Below are 13,030 nucleotides of genomic sequence, written 5' to 3'. Positions count from 1 at the left end.
TGGTGCAGTGGTGGACATGCCATTCATCGAGCACGACCGCGGGCGGGCCTACTACCGGCACTGGGCCGCCCCGCAACCCCGCGCAGCCGTGATCTTTCTGCACGGATTCGGTGAGCACACCGGGGTCTATCACCGCTACGGATTCGCCCTCAACGCCGCCGGCGTCGACCTGTGGGCAGTCGACCAGTTCGGCCATGGCCTGACTCCGGGCGCCCGAGGCGACTTCGGCTCGATCGAGGACAGTTCGTCCCTGGCCGAGGCGCTCACCGCCGTCGCCGAGCACGAGACACCCGGCATACCGCTGGTGGCACAGGGACATTCGTTCGGTTCGGTGGTGACCCTGTTCCGCTTGCTCGGCCAACCGGACCGGTACCGCGCTGGGGTCATTTCCGGCGCCCCGCTGGTGCCGCTCCCCGAAATGCTGGACCGGGACACCTCATTGGACCTGGATCCGAACTGGCTCTCGTCCGATCCGTTCTACCTCGACAGCCTGGAGAACGACCCGCTGGCCTTCGTCGACGCCGACGGAGCCGCGCTCACCCGCGAGTTGGACCGAGCCTGGGACCGGTTCGGTGCGGAACTGCCCAAGCTCGCGGTGCCTACGTTGGCCGTGCACGGTTCGGCCGATGTCATCGCCCCGGCCGGGCCCGTGAAAGCCTGCGCCGAGCAGATAGAACCGTTGCAGTTCAAGGAGTTTGACGGCGGCCGCCATGACATTCTCAACGAGTCCGTGCACCGTGAGGTAGCAGCGGACATCGTGGAGTTCATCGACGCGCAGATCGGCTAACGGCCGGCCTCGTACCCTGCGGTGAGCCAGTAGATCGTCCGGTCGAGGCTGGGCAGGATCTCGGTGATGTCGATCTCGCCCGCGGTGAATCGGCCGACCAGGCCGAACACCAGGCTGGTCACGATGGTGTCGACATCGTGCACGAATTCCTCGTCGACCCCGGACAGGATGGACAGACCCGTGGGCACGACGGTGTCGAGACCGCGGCGCACCAGACGGTCGCCGCCGGGTGCGGCCCTGGCGCGCGAGTATGCCCGGAGCATGTCGGGGTGTTTTTCCCACGGTTCGAAGATGGTGCGAAACATTCGCATCAGCCCGTCGTACAACGACTCGCCGCGTTCCAGCGCATGCCCGGTCATGGCGAGTCCCGAATACCGGTTCTCGGCCATCCACGAATCAAGGGCGGTGAGGATCAACTCGTCGCGGGTGGAATAGCGCTTGTAGATCGTGGCCAGTGAGGTCTTGGCCCTGCGTGCCACCTCCCGCAATTGCACCGCGTCGTAGCCCTCGGTCTCGAGGAGTTCCACCACGATGTCGAGGATCCGATCCCGTTCTTCCACCACTGTTGAGAACACCCTTGCCGTTGGAGAGTAACCAGGTTACCGTACCGCTGTAACACGGTTACAGCCATTCGGCGGAGTGAGGATCAATGGGAAATCTGGACGGAAAAGTCGCCTTCATCACCGGGGTGGCCCGTGGTCAGGGCCGGAGTCACGCGGTGACGCTCGCCAAGGAAGGCGCCGCGATCATCGGTGTGGACATCTGCGCCGAGATCGCTTCCAACCCCTACCCGATGGCCAGCCGCGCCGAACTCGACGAGACGGTCGCTCTGGTCGAGGCCGCGGGCGGAAAGATGGTCGCCACGGTCGCCGATGTCCGCGACTTCCATGCACTCAAGGCCGCACTCGACGCGGGTGTCGAGCAGTTCGGGCGGTTGGACATCGTGCTCGCCAATGCCGGCGTTGCCCCCACAGCGTTTCGCGAAGTGACCATCGAAGAAGACCTCGAGATGTGGACCGATGCGGTCAGCGTGAACCTGGTCGGCTCGTTCCACACCGCCAAGGCCGCCATCCCCCACTTGATCGAAGGTGGACGGGGCGGATCGATCGTCTTCACCAGTTCCACCGCCGGACTGCGCGGCTTCGGCGGCATGCAGGGCGGCGGGCTGGGCTATGCGGCATCCAAGCACGGCATTGTCGGGCTGATGCGCACGCTGTCCAATGCCCTTGCCCCACACAGCATCCGGGTCAACACGGTGCACCCGACCGCGGTCAACACCATGATGGCGGTCAACCCGGCGATGACGGCGTTCCTGGAGAACTACCCCGACGGTGGCCCGCATCTGCAGAATCCGATGCCGGTCTCGCTGCTGGAACCGGAGGACATCAGCGCGACCATCAGCTACCTGGTGTCCGACGCCGCCAAGTACGTCACCGGGGTCACCCTCCCCGTCGACGCCGGCTTCACCAACAAGCTATGAGCGGGCGGGTAGCCGGCAAGCGCGTGCTGATCACCGGCGCAGCACGCGGTATGGGCCGAAGTCACGCGGTACGCCTGGCCGAGGAAGGTGCCGACGTGATCCTCGTCGACATCTGTGAGTCGCTACCCCAGGTGGAGTACCCACTGGCGACCCGCGATGATCTGGACGAAACCGCGCGTCTCGTCCGGGAACTCGGCCGTCAGGCACTGCCCTACGTGGTCGACGTGCGTGACGGCGAGGCTTTGAGCGCCGCGGTCGCCGACGGCGTCGAGAAGCTGGGCGGTCTGGATGCCTCGATCGCCAACGCCGGGGTGCTGACCGCGGGCACCTGGGACACCACCACCGCCGAGCAATGGCGCACCGTCGTGGACGTGAACCTGATCGGCACCTGGAACACCTGCTCGGCCGCACTGCCGCACCTGGTGGAACGCGGCGGCAGCCTGATCAACGTCAGTTCGGTGGCCGGGATCAAGGGCTCACCGCTACATACCCCGTATACGGCATCGAAGCACGGTGTGGTCGGCCTCAGTCGCGCCTTGGCCAATGAGCTTGCCGCGGCGAATGTCCGGGTCAACACAGTGCATCCCACCGGAGTCGCCACGGGCTTGCGGCCGGATACCCTGCACACCCTGATCCACGAGACCCGACAGGACCTCGGGGCGATTTTCCAGAACGCGCTGCCGATCCAGATGACCGACGCGCTGGACATCAGCAATGCGGTGCTCTTCCTGATCTCCGACGAGGCCCGACACGTCACCGGGCTGGAATTCAAGGTCGACGCCGGGGCGACGATCCGATGACCGCATCCGATACCCGGACCGAGCGCGGACGCCGCGAGTTCGCCGAGGTGATGACGTTCGCCGCGCCCGAGGATGATTCCCCGGCGACCACCAACCTCGTGGACTTCGTGTTCGCCGAGGTCTGGCCGCGCACCGCATTGAGCCGTCGGGACCGGCGATTCGTCACGCTGGCCTGTGTCGCGGATGCCGATGCGGAAGAGCCCTTGCGCGACCACGTCTATGCCGCACTCAACAGCGGCGACGTCTCTATCGTCGAAATGCGGGAAACCGTCCTGCATTTCGCCGTTTACGCCGGCTGGCCCAAGGCATCACGGTTCAACGGCGTGGTCGACGAGGAGTGGGCCAGAATCCACCGCGAACGTGGCCTGACCCCGCCTGCGCCCGAGCCGTTGCTGCCGTTGACGACGCCGAGTGATCCGGAGGACCGGTTGCTGTGCGGCGAGCAGTCCTTCCGGGACGTCAACTGCATGCCATACACGCCGACTCGGGACAATCCCTTCTCAGGTGCCGGCATCCTCAACTTCGTCTTCGGGGAGATGTGGCTGCGTCCCGGGCTCGGCATGAAGGAACGTCGCCTGGTGACCGTGGCATGTGTGGCGTTTCAGGACGCACCCATTCCGATCATCAGCCACGTCTACGCCGCATTGAAGAGTCGCGACGTGTCCTTCGAGGAAATGGACGAGCTGGCACTGCATTTCGCGGCCTACTACGGGTGGCCCAAGGCCTCGCACCTGAACCAGGTGATCGGCGAGCAGAAGCAACGAGCGCTCGAGGAGTGGGAAGCCGAAGCATGAAGTTCGAGCACATCTACCCCGCCACCGGCCAACCGAACGGGACCGTGGATCTGGCCGGCGCGGCCGAGATCGACCAGGCGGTACAGACGGCGGCCAAGGCGCAGCGCGAGTGGGTCTCACTGACCGTCGACCGGCGTCGGGACATGCTGATCGACCTGGCCGACGTGGTGCACGAGCACCTCGACGAACTTGCGAAGCTCAACGTGGCCGACTACGCGGTGCCGGTCTCGTTCGCCGGCACCGCAACGCTTCTCGAACGGTTCCTCCGACACTTCGCGGGTTACGCCGACAAGCCGCACGGGGTGACCACGCCGGTCGACGGGTCATTCGACATCAATCTCGTCGAACGCGAGCCGTACGGGGTCGTCGGCGTCATCACGCCGTGGAACGGCTCTCTGGTCGTCACGGCATCGTGTGTCGCCCCGGCACTGGCCGCCGGCAACGCCGTGGTTCTGAAGCCGTCCGAACTCGCACCGTTCGCGGCGCTACGCTTCGGCGAGCTGTGTCTCGAGGCGGGACTACCGGAGGGGCTGGTGACCGTCGTCCCGGCCGACGCCGAGGGCGGCGACGCCCTGGTACGTCATCCCGGTATCGGCAAAATCGCCTTCACCGGCGGAGGCGCGACCGCGCGCAAGGTATTACAGGCCGCCGCAACGAATCTGACTCCGGTGGTGACCGAGCTGGGCGGCAAATCGGCCAACCTCATCTTCGCCGAAGCCGACCTGGACCTGGCCGCCTCGCTGTCGGCGCATCAGGGCCCACTGATGCAAGCGGGACAGAGCTGCGCGTGCGCCAGCCGGATACTGGTGCACGACGCGGTGTACGACGAATTCGTGGAGCGGTTTCTCCGGGTGGTCGGTGCGGCCCGGATCGGCGATCCGATGGATCCCTCGACCACATTCGGGCCGGTGATCAGCCAGGCCGCCGCCGACCGGATCCTGGCCGCCGTCGACACCGCGGTATCGAGTAGTGCGGGTGAATTGCTGCTGGGCGGCAAGCGGATCGGTGGCGATCTCTCCGATGGCTACTACGTCGAGCCGACGGTGTTCGGGGGCGTGGACAACTCATCGGATCTTGCGCAGCTGGAGACCTTCGGGCCCGTGGTCTCCGTGATGAGGTTCCGCGACGAGGACGAGGCGATACGGATCGCCAATGACACCCCGTACGGTCTGAACGCATTCGTCCAGACGACCGACCTCAACCGCGCGCATCGCGTGGCCCGCCGGCTGGAATCCGGGTCGGTGTGGATCAACCAGTTCAGCCAGATCTCTCCGCAGGGCCCCTACGGCGGCTACAAGCAGAGCGGGTCCGGCAGGACCGGAGGCATCGAAGGGCTCAACGAGTTCCAGCAAGTGAAGAACATCCGTATCGCCGTGCGTTGATACGGTTTGCCGGTGAAGTTCAGGTTCACTCCTGGCCGCCGGAACGACCGCCGAGTGGTGCCGCGCGATGATCCGGTCGGTACCGATCGTGCGGGCCGGACGGCACTGCACTATGCCGTGACGAGCGATCCGGTCGGCCTGAACTACACCGCCGCTTTGAAGGACCCTCAGCTTGCGGCCGAGAATTTCCGGATCGGCAACCAGTTTCGGATCGAGAACACGACGCGACTGCTCGCGTTGGGCGCCGACGTCAACGCCGTCGACAACGTCGGGATGACACCGTTGCACTTCGCCGCCCAGAGCGACAGCGTCGACATCGTGACCATCCTGCTAGACGCCGGCGCCGACGTGACTGCCGTTGCCGAAGACAACCACACGCCGCTGTATCAGGCGGTCCGGAACACGACCGCGGGGTCGGCAACGGACCGGCAGTGCTGAGATTCATTGCCCGCGTGGGAGATGCCCAACTGCAGGCAATCATGGCCGAGTACGGGTACTCCGGTGAGTCCTAGGCTGGGGTGAACTCGATGTTCAGTTCGGTGAGTCCCCGCAACAGGAACGTCGGCTCGTAGTTGTAGTTCCGTTGCCCGGCCGGGCCGTGTACGGATGCATCGATGGTGATGTCGCGCATGCGGTCCAGCAGACGACGGACGGTGATCTGCCCTTCGACCCGCGCCAACGGCGCCCCGGCGCACGTGTGGATGCCGCGGCCGAAGGCGATGTGCTCGCGGACGTTCTTGCGATCCGGGTGGAACACCTGTGGATCCTCGAACTTACGGGGATCGCGGTTGGCCGCACCCAGGCACAACATCACGATGGTGCCGGCCTTCAGGTGCACTCCCCCGAGTGTGGTGGTCTTGCGGACCAGCCTGAAGTCGACCTTCGTCGGCGCGTGCATGCGCAGGGCTTCCTCGATGAAAGTCGGTATGCCGTCCGGATTCTCGCGCAGCTTCTGCTGGTACTCGGGATAGTCACCCAGCGTCTGCACGGCGGCAGTGAGCAGCTTGGTGACGGTTTCCTGCCCGGCCGCGAACAGGAAGGTCGCCGGCTTGACCACCTCGAGCAGCTCCGGGGTCGAGCCGTCGGGATAGGTGGCGGTGGCCATGCCGGACAGCACATCTCCGCGCGGCTCGCGTCTACGCTCGGCGAGGTACCCGGCGAATTTGTCGTCCAGATACCCCAGCGGATCGCGGCCCACGGCCGACCCGTCCAGGGCTCCGACATGGTTGCCCTCCGGAGGCCCCGCGCCCAACTCGGCGAGGAACTCGGGCCGGTCTTGCTCCGGAACGCCCAGCAGGTCGATGATCGCCGAGGTCGCAAAGGGTTTGGCGTATTCGGACAGGAACTCGCATTTGCCGTTGCCGATGAACTGGTCGATCTGGTGATCGACCAGTTGCCACATGTAGTCCTCGTTTTCCTTGAGGCGCCGCGGCGTGAGCAACCTGCTCAGCAGTGAGCGGGCCCGCTCGTGCTGCGGCGGGTCCATCACCACCATGTGCTCATGGATCGGGAACAGGTGGCGGTGCGCCTCGATCTGCTCACTGATGTCGTCGCCCTCGGGCTCGAACGGCAGCGGCGGAAACAGGCCACCGATCGCGTTCACCGCCGAGAACGACCCATGGTCCTTGAAAGCCGCCATCACTTCCTGGTAACCGGTCACCGCCACCACACCGTGATGCGGTTCGGCGAACACCGGCCCGTTGCTGCGTAGGTACTCGTAGTAGTCGTACGGATCCTGAGTGACGGCCGGATCGGCGAAATAGTCGACTGCGGCGAGATCGGTCATGGCTCACTGGCCTTTCATGCTGGTGTTGAGCAGGCTGATCGCCTGACGCGGGCAGGCGTCGACGGCGGATTTGACGTTGTCCCAGGTGCCTTGACTCCACTGCCCTTCCGGCCGGGCAGCACTGGCCACCTCGTCGTCGGACAGGTCGAACACCTCGGGGGCAAGTTGGATGCACAGCGCATGGCCCTCGCACAGGCCGGCGTCGACCCGGACCTGGACCGCGCTCACGTCATCGGGCATCTGTTTCCTCAGTTCTGAATTTGATCAATCGATCAAACCGTTAGGATGGCTCATGCTTACCACCCCCGGCCTTTGGCGGTCAAGGTTCTTGGACGGCCAGAAACATCCTTTGTCCGGCAATGTTTTTCGGAGGCTGGGCTGATGGCCGGGGCACGCGCGGTCAAGGACAAGGACGCGGGCACCCGCAAGCGCCTGATCGAGGCGACCGCCCAGGTGATTCGCGACGAGGGCTACGCGGCGGCCACCACCCGGCGCATCGCGGCCGTGGCCGGCGTGCGCTCGGCGCTGGTCTACTACTACTTCGACACCCTCGACGACCTGTTCATCTCGGTGCTGCGCAGCGGCGCCGACGCCGCCCTGGCGCGACTGCGCGAGGCCATCACCACCGACGATCCGCTCCGGGCGCTGTGGTTGATCAACTCCGACTCGCGGGTGACGGGGCTGAACACGGAGTTCATGGCGCTGGCCAATCACCGCAAGGCAATTGGTGCCGAACTCAAGGCCTACTCCGAACGGGTCCGCGACATCGAAGCCACGGCCATGGCCGGAGTGCTGCGCGCCCACGGCGTGGACATGGAGGAGTTTCCGCCGGTGGTGATGTCGATGCTGCTCACCCAGTCCGCCCGCAGCCTGTGCAACGAAGAGGCGGTCGGCGTGACCGAGGGCCACGCCGAGTTCCGCGCCTTCGTCGAACGATTCCTCCGCCGCTTCGGCACCGGCCGGGCTGCTACTTGAGCATGCTCCCGGCGTCCACGGTGACCGGCAGACCGGTGATGTAGCGAGCCTCGTCGGAAGCCAGGAACAGCACCGCGTTACTGATATCGACCGGTTCCACCCACCCGACCGGAAGCACGTGCATGAGCTGTGCGACGACGGCCATGTCGTCGGGGCCCGGGTTCTCCAGGTCGGGACGGAACAGCTTCATAGTGCCCTCGTTCATGAACATCGGGGTGTTCACGTTCGTCGGGCACACCGCGTTCACCCGGATCGAATGCTGACCCAACTCGACGGCAAAGCTACGCATCAGGCCGATCACCCCGTGCTTGGCCGCGATGTAGTGACCGGTGTGGGGGTAGGCCTTGAGCCCGCCGACCGAGCTGGTGAGGATGATCGATCCGCCCCGGCCGCCGGAAATCACATGGGGGACCGCGGCTTTCACCGTCTTCCAAACACCCGACAGGTTGACGCCGATCATGTCGTCCCAGTCGGATTCCTTGGTCTCGTGCAGCACATCCCCACCGTTGCCGATACCGGCGTTGGCCGCCACGATGTCGAGGCGGCCAAGCTGCTCGACACCGCTGTCTACCGCCGCCTTGAGTGCATCGAAATCCCGCACGTCGAGTTCGGCCGTGACGATCCGGCGGTTCAGCCCCTTGACCAGATCAGCCGTCTCGGCCAGATCGTCCGGGGTCGACGCCGGGATCGCACTGGTGTCTGTGATCGGGCTGCAGACGTCGACGGCGATGATGTCGGCGCCCTCCTGCGCCAATCGCAGCGCATGGCTGCGCCCCTGCCCGCGTGCCGCTCCGGTAACGAGGGCTACCTTGCCCTCGACTCTGCCTGCCATGGCCATCCTTTCGATGATTTGATCGTTCGATCAAACCGTTACATTCGCGGGCCTGGTTGTCAATGGCATCTTTGATCAGTTGGTCAAGCTGATAGTCGGTCGTGTCGAGGCGCAAACGAAACTGGGCCCCACCCTGGCGGGTGGGGCCCAGCTACGCATCGTGCTACTTGTTACGAGTCAGAGCCCGAGCTCCCCTTGGAGTCGCCGGACTTGCCGGCATCGCCGGCCTTGGTCGCCTTGGCCTTGGCCTTGGTTTCCTTCGACTTGGCCTTCGCCTCCTTGGCTTCCTTCGCCTTGGCCTGGCGGGCTTCCTTGGCCTCGTGGACCTTGGCCTTGATCCGGTCCGTGATCTTGGCCTTGCCCGTGGTCTTCGCATCGGCATCGGCGTCGGCCGTCTTGTCGGCAGCAGGCGTGGCGACAGACTTGTCGGCGGCCTCTTCCGTGGCTGCCGGAACAGCACTGGCGACCGGGGTCTCAACCTTCACGGCCTCGACGACGGGGGTTGCGACCTTCGGGGTCTCGACGGCGACCTTGGGAGACTCCACTGCCGGGGTCTCGGCCTTCGGAGCCTCGACGGCCAGAGTCGCTTCCTTCGCAGACTCGACGACCGACTCAGTCAGCGCCGCCTTGGGTGTAACCGCGGAAACCAGCTGCGCCGCCACACTCGTCGGCACCGCCGACGGGGCGGGGACCTCCGGGGTGTTGTCGATGGCATCGGCGAAGCTCTTCGGCAGGTTCACCAGCAGATTCTGGAGAAGACCCGCGACCACCCGGGCACCTCCCTGCTCGCCGGGCTCGGCCCAGGTGAGCAGGGCCGGCCACTCGGTGTAGCCCCCGGTTCCCGACTCAGGGTCGGGATCGGCGTACTTGAATCCGTTGAGCGCCGCGTTGACCAGGATCCCCGGCGTGTTGACGACGGCATTGAAGGCGCCCTGCGCGTCTCCGGCGGCCACGCTGGTGCTGATCGCCTCAGCAACGCGGGCGAGCTCGAACGCCGGGCCGCTGACCGAGGCAAAGGCGCCCTGGAACAAGGCGCTCACGACCACGCTCGAGGTGAAGGTCGCGCCGATCAGATTCGTGAAGTTCTGCGCGATCTGCTCCGGGATCCCGGTCAGGTACTCGGTCCCGCCACGCGGAATGCCCGAGAGGATGAATCCGGGAGCGATCAGCGAACCGAAGGCGCCCTGGAACGCGTACAGCATGGAGTGGTTGAACCACCGGTACGCCTCACCGATATCGCCGGCCTCGAGTGCGGCCTGGGCCTGCGCCAACCGCTCCTGCCCGTTGGGGCCGTTGTACCAGTTCTGCAGGTTGGTGGGGATCGCCTCGAACGCGGCGCCGAACTTCCCGGCGTAACCCAGCTGGTTCTCCAGCACCTGGTTCAGCAACGGCGCCGGGTTCGCCGCGAGTGCGGCACCCAGAGACTGGAGGTTGCCGAATGTGTTGCTGACCAGGGTCCCGTAGACGTCGATCGGCGAGGCGGTGGCGTCCATCGTCGCCGCCGTCAGGTCATAGGCGAAGCTTTGCGCCTGCTGAATGACCGTGCTGTTCTGGGCCACCGGGGTGACCGCGATAGCGCTGGCACTCACCATTGCGACGCCGGCGAGAAGGAACCGATCCTTCCGACTCACCACTGGGGTGTCGCCGGAGGAGAGGGCAGGTAGGGGCACGAAATCTCCTGAAACTGATAATTGACTGAGGAACGACCAAAAATTAGCTTAGGTTTCCCTAAATATCAATAGGTATGCCTACCCTGACTTTCTGGCACGTAAATATGTGCTGAAACACGAACTGGGCCCCCTCCGTGAGGAGAGGGCCCAGCCTGTGTCAACGAAGAAAAGTTAGAGCCAGGTATCGGACGTGGTGGTGGTGAGGAACGCTTCCAGGTCATCACGCCACTGCGCCGGAGTGTTCTTGTCCGGTTCGATCCCGGTGTACTCGCCGCGGTAGAACAGCAGCGGCCGAGGCTTGAGTTTGGGCACTTCGGACAGCGAATGCACCGAACCGAACACCACGAAGTGGTCTCCACCGTCGTGCACGGAGTGCACGTTGCAGTCGATGTGGGCGAGGGTCCCGTCGATCACCGGGGAGCCGAGTTCCGAGGGCGTCCAGTCGATCCCGGCGAACTTGTCCGGAGCCTTGGAGCCGAATTGCGCGGACACGTGCTGCTGTTTCTCGTGCAGCATGTTCACACAGAACTTCCCGCTGGCCTCGATGGCCTGCCAGGCGCGGGACTGCTTGGTGGGGCAGAACAGAACCAGCGGCGGGTCGAGCGACAGCGCGGCGAACGACTGGCAGGCAAAGCCGACCGGCACGTCGTCGTGAACGGTGGTGATCACCGTGACGCCAGTACAGAACTGGCCGAGCACATTTCGGAAGGTGCGCGGGTCGAGCGGCTGAGCCTGTGTCATGAAAAAGCCTGTGTCACTTGAATCCGACGGAGAAGTCGTGGCCCCAGAGGCTGATCCCCACGCTTTCGCGGGCGATCCAGCTCTCATCCTCGACTTCCAGTCCCTCACAACCGAATTCCATGTCGAACCCACCCGGGGTCTTCATGTAGAAGGACAGCATCTTGTCGTTGATGTGCCGGCCGAGTGTCGCCGACATCTTCACGTTCCGGCGGTTGGCACGGTCCAGGCACAGGCCGACGTCGTCGGAGTTCTCCACCTCGACCATCAGATGGACGATGCCGGTCGGGTTGGGCATCGGCATGAACGCCAGCGCGTGGTGGCGCGGGTTGCAGCCGTAGAAGCGCAGCCAGACCGGATCGCCGTCGGCCGGGCGACCCGCGAGCTGCGGGGGCAGCTGCATCGAATCGCGCAGCTTGAAGCCCAGCACGTCCTGATAGAACGCCTGGGCCGCGGCGTCGTCGTTGCACGTCAAAACCACGTGCCCGAGGCCCTGCTCGGCGGTGACGAACTTGTGGCCGTAGGGGCTGACGAACCGGCGACCCAGATACTGCGCACCGTAGAACGCCTCGAGCACGTTGCCGGCGGGATCGGAGAACCGGATGAGACCCTCGACCCGGCGCTCACGGACCTCGTCCCTTGTGCCTTCGACGAAATCGACGCCCGCCTTGGACAGGCTCTCGCGCAAGCTCTGCAGGGCAGGAGCGTCGGCAACTTCCCAGCCGGAGATCAACAGCCGGTCCTGGTCGCCGGGCACGATCACCAGACGAGCCGCGAAGTCATCCATCCGCAGGTAGAGCGCGTCCGGGATCGAACCCTCGCCCTCCACCATGCCGAGAACCTTCACGCCGAACTGGCGCCACGCCGCCACGTCGGTGGCCTCGATGCGCATGTAGCCGAGTGCCTTGATGCTCATCTGCTAACCCCCAAGGAAATCGATGGTGAGTTTGTTGAACTCGTCGAACTTCTCGACCTGAGCCCAGTGTCCACACTGCCCGAAGACATGGAGCTGAACCCGCGGAATCTGCTTCAGCGCGACCAATGCACCGTCGAGCGGATTGACCCGGTCCTCGCGGCCCCAGATCAGCAGCACGGGCTGACGCAGCTTGTACACCTCGCGCCACATCATGCCGAGCTCGAAGTCGGCACCGGCGAACGACTTACCCATCGCTCGGGTGGCGGCCAGCGACTCCGGCGTGCTGGCGATCGCGAACCGCTCGTCGACCAGTTCAGGGGTGACCAGCTTCTGGTCGAACACCATGATCCGGATGAAGGCTTCGAGGTTCTCACGCGTCGGTTCGAAGTTGAACTTGGCGAGCGCCTTGACGCCCTCGGTCGGGTCCGGCGCGAACAGGTTGACCGACAGGCCGCCCGGGCCCATCAGGATCAGCTTGCCCGCGCGGTCCGGGTAGTCCAACGCGAAGCGGACCGCGGTGCCGCCGCCGAGCGAGTTGCCCAGCAGCGGGATCCGGCCCTGCAGGCCGAGGTGGTCGAACAGACCGAGCAGTGCCTTGGCGCTGTAGCGGTTGTACTGCTCGTGCTCGGTGTGCTTGTCGGAGTGTCCGTAGCCGGGCTGGTCGACGGCGATCACGTGGTAGTGCTCGGCGAGCACCGCGATGTTGCGGCCGAAGTTCGACCAGCTCGATGCGCCGGGCCCACCGCCGTGCAACAGCACGATGGTCTGCGCATTCGGGTCACCGGCCTCGTGGTAGTGCAGCCGCATGTCATCGCGGACCTGCGCGTACCGCGAGGTGGATTCGAACGTAATCTCTTGCGTAGCAGTCAT

General features: G+C 65.2%; 15 protein-coding genes. 7 read left to right on the top strand and 8 right to left on the bottom strand.

Features of this window, described 5'->3' with window-relative positions; genetic code table 11:
• The first annotated feature begins 16 nt into the window (after positions 1–16).
• A complete protein-coding gene (locus ACZYZF_RS19990; RefSeq protein WP_463836594.1) occupies positions 17–787 on the top strand; it encodes an alpha/beta hydrolase in 771 nt (256 codons plus the stop codon).
• Here ACZYZF_RS19990 and ACZYZF_RS19985 read toward each other — a convergent pair.
• Positions 784–1,350, bottom strand: coding sequence for a TetR/AcrR family transcriptional regulator (locus ACZYZF_RS19985; protein WP_463744028.1), 567 nt, complete (start codon positions 1,348–1,350; stop codon positions 784–786). The two genes, ACZYZF_RS19990 and ACZYZF_RS19985, sit on opposite strands and share 4 nt — an antisense overlap.
• A gap of 86 nt (positions 1,351–1,436) precedes the next feature.
• Here ACZYZF_RS19985 and ACZYZF_RS19980 point away from each other — a divergent pair, with 86 nt between their 5' ends.
• Genes ACZYZF_RS19980 through ACZYZF_RS19960 form a run of 5 tightly spaced genes read left to right on the top strand, consistent with a single transcriptional unit; the run spans position 1,437 to position 5,681 of the window.
• A complete protein-coding gene (locus tag ACZYZF_RS19980) occupies positions 1,437–2,267 on the top strand; it encodes a mycofactocin-coupled SDR family oxidoreductase (protein ID WP_463744027.1) in 831 nt (276 codons plus the stop codon).
• Complete coding sequence (locus ACZYZF_RS19975) at positions 2,264–3,067, top strand: mycofactocin-coupled SDR family oxidoreductase (protein ID WP_463836593.1); 804 nt, start codon at positions 2,264–2,266, stop codon at positions 3,065–3,067. Before ACZYZF_RS19980 ends, ACZYZF_RS19975 begins: the two co-directional genes overlap by 4 nt.
• Positions 3,064–3,861: a carboxymuconolactone decarboxylase family protein gene (locus ACZYZF_RS19970; RefSeq protein WP_463836592.1), complete on the top strand. Its 798-nt coding sequence runs from the start codon at positions 3,064–3,066 to the stop codon at positions 3,859–3,861. The genes ACZYZF_RS19975 and ACZYZF_RS19970 overlap by 4 nt, the downstream gene beginning before the upstream one ends.
• The gene (locus ACZYZF_RS19965) at positions 3,858–5,243 is read left to right on the top strand and encodes an aldehyde dehydrogenase family protein (RefSeq protein WP_463836591.1); all 1,386 of its coding nucleotides are present in this window, start codon (positions 3,858–3,860) and stop codon (positions 5,241–5,243) included. Before ACZYZF_RS19970 ends, ACZYZF_RS19965 begins: the two co-directional genes overlap by 4 nt.
• Positions 5,244–5,255: 12 nt before the next feature.
• A complete protein-coding gene (locus ACZYZF_RS19960; RefSeq protein ID WP_463836590.1) occupies positions 5,256–5,681 on the top strand; it encodes an ankyrin repeat domain-containing protein in 426 nt (141 codons plus the stop codon).
• 70 nt (positions 5,682–5,751) lie between these two features.
• Here the strand turns inward: ACZYZF_RS19960 and ACZYZF_RS19955 are convergent, their stop codons facing one another.
• Positions 5,752–7,029, bottom strand: a complete 1,278-nt coding sequence (locus ACZYZF_RS19955) for a cytochrome P450 (RefSeq protein WP_463744022.1) — start codon at positions 7,027–7,029, stop codon at positions 5,752–5,754.
• A gap of 3 nt (positions 7,030–7,032) precedes the next feature.
• A complete protein-coding gene (locus ACZYZF_RS19950; protein ID WP_463744021.1) occupies positions 7,033–7,269 on the bottom strand; it encodes a ferredoxin in 237 nt (78 codons plus the stop codon).
• Between the two features lie 141 nt (positions 7,270–7,410).
• Between ACZYZF_RS19950 and ACZYZF_RS19945 the strand changes: the two genes are divergently transcribed.
• Positions 7,411–8,004, top strand: a complete 594-nt coding sequence (locus ACZYZF_RS19945) for a TetR/AcrR family transcriptional regulator (RefSeq protein WP_463744020.1) — start codon at positions 7,411–7,413, stop codon at positions 8,002–8,004.
• Here the strand turns inward: ACZYZF_RS19945 and ACZYZF_RS19940 are convergent.
• The 5 genes from ACZYZF_RS19940 to hsaD form a co-directional block, all read right to left on the bottom strand.
• Positions 7,997–8,836, bottom strand: coding sequence for a mycofactocin-coupled SDR family oxidoreductase (locus tag ACZYZF_RS19940; protein WP_463744019.1), 840 nt, complete (start codon positions 8,834–8,836; stop codon positions 7,997–7,999). The genes ACZYZF_RS19945 and ACZYZF_RS19940 overlap by 8 nt on opposite strands.
• A gap of 170 nt (positions 8,837–9,006) precedes the next feature.
• Positions 9,007–10,506, bottom strand: a complete 1,500-nt coding sequence (locus ACZYZF_RS19935; RefSeq protein ID WP_463744018.1) for a hypothetical protein — start codon at positions 10,504–10,506, stop codon at positions 9,007–9,009.
• A gap of 171 nt (positions 10,507–10,677) precedes the next feature.
• Positions 10,678–11,247 carry a 3-hydroxy-9,10-secoandrosta-1,3,5(10)-triene-9,17-dione monooxygenase reductase subunit gene (gene hsaB, locus ACZYZF_RS19930; protein ID WP_463744017.1) on the bottom strand — a complete coding sequence of 190 codons (570 nt, stop codon included), beginning with the start codon at positions 11,245–11,247 and terminating at the stop codon, positions 10,678–10,680.
• A 13-nt stretch (positions 11,248–11,260) separates the two neighbouring features.
• On the bottom strand, positions 11,261–12,160 hold the full coding sequence (gene hsaC / locus ACZYZF_RS19925; RefSeq protein ID WP_463744016.1) for an iron-dependent extradiol dioxygenase HsaC: 900 nt from the start codon (positions 12,158–12,160) through the stop codon (positions 11,261–11,263).
• Positions 12,161–12,163: 3 nt separating this feature from the next.
• Entirely contained in the window at positions 12,164–13,030 is an 867-nt protein-coding gene (gene hsaD, locus ACZYZF_RS19920; protein ID WP_463744015.1) for a 4,5:9,10-diseco-3-hydroxy-5,9,17-trioxoandrosta-1(10),2-diene-4-oate hydrolase, read from the bottom strand.

Source organism: Mycobacterium sp. IDUB_24 (assembly GCF_055419385.1).
Note: the sequence above shows the minus strand (reverse complement) of the source record. Positions and strands in the feature narration are given on the sequence as shown.

What these genes read in the sequence shown, in the direction of transcription:
- ACZYZF_RS19990 (WP_463836594.1), top strand. Translation starts at nt 17, where the DNA reads ATGCCATTCATCGAGCACGACCGCGGGCGGGCCTACTACCGGCACTGG.
- ACZYZF_RS19980 (WP_463744027.1), top strand. Translation starts at nt 1,437, where the DNA reads ATGGGAAATCTGGACGGAAAAGTCGCCTTCATCACCGGGGTGGCCCGT.
- ACZYZF_RS19975 (WP_463836593.1), top strand. Translation starts at nt 2,264, where the DNA reads ATGAGCGGGCGGGTAGCCGGCAAGCGCGTGCTGATCACCGGCGCAGCA.
- ACZYZF_RS19970 (WP_463836592.1), top strand. Translation starts at nt 3,064, where the DNA reads ATGACCGCATCCGATACCCGGACCGAGCGCGGACGCCGCGAGTTCGCC.
- ACZYZF_RS19965 (WP_463836591.1), top strand. Translation starts at nt 3,858, where the DNA reads ATGAAGTTCGAGCACATCTACCCCGCCACCGGCCAACCGAACGGGACC.
- ACZYZF_RS19955 (WP_463744022.1), bottom strand. Translation starts at nt 7,029, where the DNA reads ATGACCGATCTCGCCGCAGTCGACTATTTCGCCGATCCGGCCGTCACT.
- ACZYZF_RS19950 (WP_463744021.1), bottom strand. Translation starts at nt 7,269, where the DNA reads ATGCCCGATGACGTGAGCGCGGTCCAGGTCCGGGTCGACGCCGGCCTG.
- ACZYZF_RS19945 (WP_463744020.1), top strand. Translation starts at nt 7,411, where the DNA reads ATGGCCGGGGCACGCGCGGTCAAGGACAAGGACGCGGGCACCCGCAAG.
- ACZYZF_RS19940 (WP_463744019.1), bottom strand. Translation starts at nt 8,836, where the DNA reads ATGGCAGGCAGAGTCGAGGGCAAGGTAGCCCTCGTTACCGGAGCGGCA.
- hsaB (WP_463744017.1), bottom strand. Translation starts at nt 11,247, where the DNA reads ATGACACAGGCTCAGCCGCTCGACCCGCGCACCTTCCGAAATGTGCTC.
- hsaC (WP_463744016.1), bottom strand. Translation starts at nt 12,160, where the DNA reads ATGAGCATCAAGGCACTCGGCTACATGCGCATCGAGGCCACCGACGTG.
- hsaD (WP_463744015.1), bottom strand. Translation starts at nt 13,030, where the DNA reads ATGACTGCTACGCAAGAGATTACGTTCGAATCCACCTCGCGGTACGCG.